The organism is bacterium (genome assembly GCA_035371905.1).
GTDB lineage: Bacteria > Ratteibacteria > UBA8468 > B48-G9 > JAFGKM01 > JAMWDI01.
Genome location: DAORXQ010000101.1, coordinates 1 through 5475, shown reverse-complemented (window position 1 = coordinate 5475; position 5475 = coordinate 1). Strand labels below are relative to the sequence as shown.

Genomic DNA, 5475 nt, shown 5'->3' with positions numbered 1-5475 from the left:
CAGAAGAAAAAAAAGATATTCTTTCAGGTTTGACATTTGTAATTACTGGAACATTAAAAAATTATTCAAGAAATGAAATACAGGATTATATTAAAAAACTTGGAGGAAAAGTAACCGATTCTGTTTCAAAAAAAACTGATTATCTTATATGCGGTAGTGAACCCGGTTCAAAATTACAGAAAGCCCAACAACTCGGGATAAAAATTATAACAGAGGAAGAATTTGAAAAACTTGTAAAAGAAAGGATGAATAAATGACATTTGAAGAAATGATAGAAATGTTTATCAATCATATACTTATTGAAAAAAATCTTTCTTTAAATACAGTCAGTGCATATAAAAATGACCTTTACAAATTCAAAGCATTTATTGAAGAAAAAAAAATTAACATCAATAAACTCAATTATGAAATTTTTACTTCCTTTATAATATATTTAAAAAGAAAAAACTACTCATCAACAAGTATTGTCAGAATAATATCAGGAGTGAGAAATTTTTACAAATTTCTTGTAGCAAGAGGATATATAAAAAATCCTGAAATTAGTATTGAAAGTCCTAAGATAGAAAAAAAATTACCCGATGTTTTGACGGAAGAAGAAGTTAAAAAATTATTAAATGTTAACAAGATTTCAAGAAAACATTTGAGGAATTTAGCAATTCTTGAACTTTTTTATAGTTCTGGTTTGAGAATTTCTGAATTATGCAACTTAAAAATAAGCGATTTAAATTTAGAAAGTGGTTTTGTAAAAGTAAGAGGCAAAGGAAATAGAGAAAGAATCGCCCTTTTAAATAATATTACAACAGAAATAATTAAAGAATATTTAAATCAAAGAAAAACTGTTGACAATGAATATTTATTTCTTAATAACCAAAGTAAAAAAATTTCAAGACAGAGTGTATGGAAGATAGTTAAAAAATATGCAAAATATGCTGGAATTGAAAAAAATGTTAAACCACATACTTTAAGACATACTTTTGCAACACATTTACTTGAAAGAGGACTTGATTTAAGAATTGTTCAGGAATTACTCGGGCATAAATCAATTGCAACAACAGAAATATATACACATTTAAATAGAAAAAAAATAAAAGAGATATACAAGAAATACCATCCTCGTTCCTGAATTTTTTAAAATTGTTATTGACAAATAAAAAAAATTTGGGTATAATTATAGTGTCTCTGGCAACCATGGCGGGAGGGCAACACCCGTTCCCATCCCGAACACGGTCGTTAAGCCTCCCGACGCCGATGGTACTGCCTCTGAGAGGAGGTGGGAGAGTAGGTGTTGCCAGAGACATTTTTATTTTATGAAAAATGGAATCAAAAGAAGATTTAAAAAAACTGTACAAAAAAATCAAACCAGAAATAAAAAAAAGAATAAAAGAATTTAAAGATAATCTAAATAAAAATATTGAAGATATTTTTGCAGAACTTTCCTTTTGTATTTTAACTCCTCAATCAAAAGCAGAAATTTGCTGGCAGGCGATAGAAACTTTGAAAAAAGAGAATTTACTTTTTTATGGGCATGAAAGTGAAATATCAGAAAAATTAAAAAAAGTGAGATTTAATAAAAAGAAGGCAAAATATATTATTCTGGCAAGAAAAAAATTTTTTGAAAGTAATTTAAAAGATTTAATAAAGACCTGTAAAGATATACATCTCTTAAGAGAAATTCTTGTTAAAAATATAAAAGGATTTGGTATGAAGGAAGCAAGTCATTTTTTAAGAAATATAGGTCTTGGAGATAATATTGCAATTCTTGACAGGCATATTTTAAAAAATTTAAAAAATTTTAGAATAATAGAAAAAATTCCTGAAACATTAACTAAAAAAAAATATATTGAAATTGAAAAAAAATTTATTAATTTTTCAAAAAAAATAAAGATTAAACCTGACGAACTTGATTTACTTTTATGGGCAAAAGAAACAGGTAAGGTTTTTAAATGAAAAAATTTTATTTTGATAATAAGCATATTAAAAGATAGAAGTTAAACAGAAAAATAAAAATACAGAGGATAAAACACAAATAGAAGAAATAAAAAAGTGAGTTTCTTCTATAATAACATAAAATTTTTAACGGCATAATAAAGGGAGTATTTGTTCTATATTCTAGATATTCTTCACCAAATCTTTCATATAATTTTTTTTCTTCAAAAACTTTAGCGAGAACAAATATAAAAATGAAAATTCCGATGGATATAAAAGAAAACCATATGTTTTTTAAAAGAAAAGCAAATGCAAAATATAAAAATGAATATCCCAGATACATAGGATTTCTGCAATATGAATAAACTCCATCTGTTACAAGTTTTTTTGTTGGCATTACAGGCATTATAGTTCCCTTCCCTTTTTTATGTAAAGAATAAAAGGATAAAACTGTTAAAATTAATCCAGAAATAAAATACAAAATGAAAATAAAAAGTGAAAGAAATTTATTTTTAGGAAAGACATATTCAAGTATCTTTTTATTTTTAAAAATAAAATAAAAGAAAGAAGGGATAATAAACCATTCCCATAAAACACCTAAAAATACAGAAAAAAACTTTTTATTCCTGAATTTTAATATTGAATAAATAATCAGGAATGAAACAATCCAGCCAATTATTCCACATATTAAACATCCATAAATTAAAGGTTTTCCAATATCTATAATAATCCACGATAAAAAACTCTTTATTTCTTTGAATTCCGATAGAGTAAAAACCGGGTGAGTTTTAGTGATTAATAGCCCAACTTTATAGCATCCATAATAGGTAAATGGGATAAGATATGGAATTCCGGTTGGGATAGAAGAACCAATAAACATGATTATGAAACTCCCACCAATTAATCTTGAAACCAAATAACTTAAAATTGTTTGAAAACCAATTGTAGGTGTAAAACCAATAAAAACGCCAGTTGTAAAGGAGAGAGATACTTTTAATGGATTTTTTTTTAGAACTTTTAATTCTTTTTGCCACTCGTTTTTTAAAAATTTAATATTAATCTTTTTCAATCTTTATAATCCTCCACGGAATAAAATCATGAATCATATCATTTATGGAGATTTCCGATGAGAAAAAGAGATAATCAGGATTTCCAAGTTCTTTTGTATCTATTTTAAAATTCAATCCGTCTAATTCTTTATTTAATTGAATTCTATATTTTTTTGAAAGGGTTTTATCAATTAAAATACCTCTTTCTGTGCTTACTTTTAACTTTATTTTTGGCATTATACCAAAATTTATATTTTTTTTCCAGGGATATAAATAAAAAATGTAATCAACTTTTTCTACTAATTTTTTTCTGTGTAAAAGAATAAATAAAATTTCATCTTTGTTTTTTTGCATAACAATACTAAATGGGATTGACTGTTTTTTGTTATTTTCAAATTCTTCTTTTTCACTTTCAAATTTTATTTCTGTATTATTCTTAATGACATCATAAAATAATCTGTAAAAAAGTTCATTTGTTCTTACAAATGAATAAAACCATGATTTTTTTAGAATGATTTGAGAGTTAAAACAGTTTAAACAGGTGTATTTCTTTTCTGTTTGTTCTTTTCCTATTTCCAATATATACCATTCAAAAAGATTTTTTAAAGAATCAGGAGGAAGTAGTTCTATTTCTGGATTATACTTTATAGGTTGAGGCCAGTTTTTAAAATGAACTAAATAACAGTAAATTTCAGGAAAAGTAGAATCACTATATATATTTAGGAGTGCAAGATTTACAAAGTTAAAAAGTGCTCTGTGGTCAACATTTAAATCAATAGGGGGTGTTATGAATATTTTTGTTGGATTAATTTCTTTTACAATTTTTTCAATATCTGAAACAATACTTTCTCCTTTATAAGGTTTACCAAAAGAATAATTTTCTTGATAGGGAACAGAATTTGCTCTTGTCAAAAAACTTCTAAAAGGTTTTGTATTACCCCAGAATTCCTTCCATATTTTTAATGTACCAAAATCTGGATATCCAAGAAAAATAAGATTATTTTTATTAACTTTCAAAATAGAGGTTGCATTTGTTGATTCATTTCTTCTTTTCTCTCCAAGTTTTATATAATCTGAAGGTGTCAGAATTGGTTTTTTTTCATATACTTTAAATGTAATCTGATTATGGTCCCCATTTGTTAAATATACAATCCAGATTTCTCCATTTTTTTCAATAACAGAAGAAATCAGACCTGCACAACCAATAATTTCATCATCAGGATGAGGTGCAAAGACAATAACTCTTTCATTCTCATTTATAGCAAGTTTTTTAAATTCATTCCCCAAAATAGTAAAGGTTATGGATAAAATAAATGCAATTATTTTTCTTGTATTCATAAAACTTGTTTTAACACGAAATAGTAATTCCATCAAATTTTTTCAAGATAATCTATCTTGAAAATTGACTGTCTAAAAATCTCTCACTTATTTCAATTACAACAGGTCTACCGTGGGGACAGACAAAAGGATTTTTACATTCAGATAATTTTTCAACAATATATCTTGCTTCTTTTTCAGATATTTTTTCTCCAGCCATAATGGAAACTTTGCATGCTCTTTTTGCTATATCTTCTTTTTCATATTTTTTAACATCTTTTTCTCCGAGTATATTTCTTATCGCAAATTCTATATCTTTTATCAAAAAAGGATATCCGTGTATTGCTATTCTATTTTCACTCCATCTTGTAGTTAAAAACCCATATTTTTCAAGAATTTTTTCAGTTTTTTCATAGATTGTCATTTCTTCTGGATTTAAATCAATAATTACAGGGGTTAATAGTTGTTGAATTTGAAGATTACCCTTTTCTACTTCATCTATAAATTTTTCATAAACAATTCTTTCCATGGCAGCGTGCTGGTCAATTATCAACAAATTATTTTCAACTTCAAAAATTAAATATTTGAACTTAAAAATTCCAATGAAAGAAGATTTTTTTATTTTTTCTTTTAAAAACTCTTCCTTTTTTTCTAAAATAAAAAGTTCTTCACTATTTTTTTCTGTTTCAATAAATATATTGTTTTTCTCTTTTATTTTCTCTTCATCCGTTAATTCCTTTTTTGCCTCTTCATATTTTTTTTCAACCTCTATTGTTTTAACTTTACCTTTTCTAAGGATTTCTTTAAGTAATTCAACAATTTTTCTGGCTATTTCAGATTCACTTTTTATTTCTCTTTTTGCTGGGTGGATATTAACATCAATATTTTCGGAAGGGACTTTTAGGAAAAGAGAAAAAACAGGAAAAAATTCAGAGAAAAAGATTGATTGATAAAAATTGTTTACTGCAGATGATAAAACATAATCATAAACAGGTCTTTCATTTACAAATATAAACTGCATATCTTTTTGAGGCCTTTTTAAATTTATATCACCTGCAATTATATTTACGTCAAAATCATCAAATTTTTTCTCTTCGTAAATCAGATATTTTTCGTCCAGATTTAAAACTTCACAGAACCTTTTTAAATAGTTTTCAGAATATGATAAGTTAATAATTTTTTT

6 protein-coding genes and 1 rRNA gene are annotated in these 5475 nt (G+C 25.6%); 4 read left to right on the top strand and 3 right to left on the bottom strand.

Annotated elements, in window-relative coordinates; all coding sequences use genetic code 11:
* The 4 genes from ligA to PKV21_08710 all read left to right on the top strand — a co-directional run.
* The coding region (gene ligA / locus PKV21_08725; protein HOM27570.1) for an NAD-dependent DNA ligase LigA at positions 1 to 257 on the top strand (257 nt) is incomplete at its 5' end.
* Complete coding sequence (gene xerD / locus PKV21_08720; protein ID HOM27569.1) at positions 254 to 1123, top strand: site-specific tyrosine recombinase XerD; 870 nt, start codon at positions 254 to 256, stop codon at positions 1121 to 1123. The genes ligA and xerD, both read left to right, overlap by 4 nt.
* Positions 1124 to 1178: 55 nt before the next feature.
* Positions 1179 to 1294: ribosomal RNA gene (gene rrf, locus PKV21_08715) — 5S ribosomal RNA — on the top strand.
* Positions 1295 to 1314: 20 nt separating this feature from the next.
* Positions 1315 to 1947: an N-glycosylase/DNA lyase gene (locus tag PKV21_08710; GenBank protein HOM27568.1), complete on the top strand. Its 633-nt coding sequence runs from the start codon at positions 1315 to 1317 to the stop codon at positions 1945 to 1947.
* Between the two features lie 7 nt (positions 1948 to 1954).
* Here PKV21_08710 and PKV21_08705 read toward each other — a convergent pair whose 3' ends face one another.
* The 3 genes from PKV21_08705 to PKV21_08695 form a co-directional block, all read right to left on the bottom strand.
* On the bottom strand, positions 1955 to 2995 hold the full coding sequence (locus tag PKV21_08705; protein HOM27567.1) for a DUF2062 domain-containing protein: 1041 nt from the start codon (positions 2993 to 2995) through the stop codon (positions 1955 to 1957).
* Positions 2982 to 4346, bottom strand: coding sequence for a PIG-L family deacetylase (locus tag PKV21_08700; protein HOM27566.1), 1365 nt, complete (start codon positions 4344 to 4346; stop codon positions 2982 to 2984). Before PKV21_08700 ends, PKV21_08705 begins: the two co-directional genes overlap by 14 nt.
* Before the next feature lie 19 nt (positions 4347 to 4365).
* Positions 4366 to 5475 (bottom strand): hypothetical protein (locus PKV21_08695; GenBank protein ID HOM27565.1); only part of this gene is annotated, 1110 nt, incomplete at its 5' end.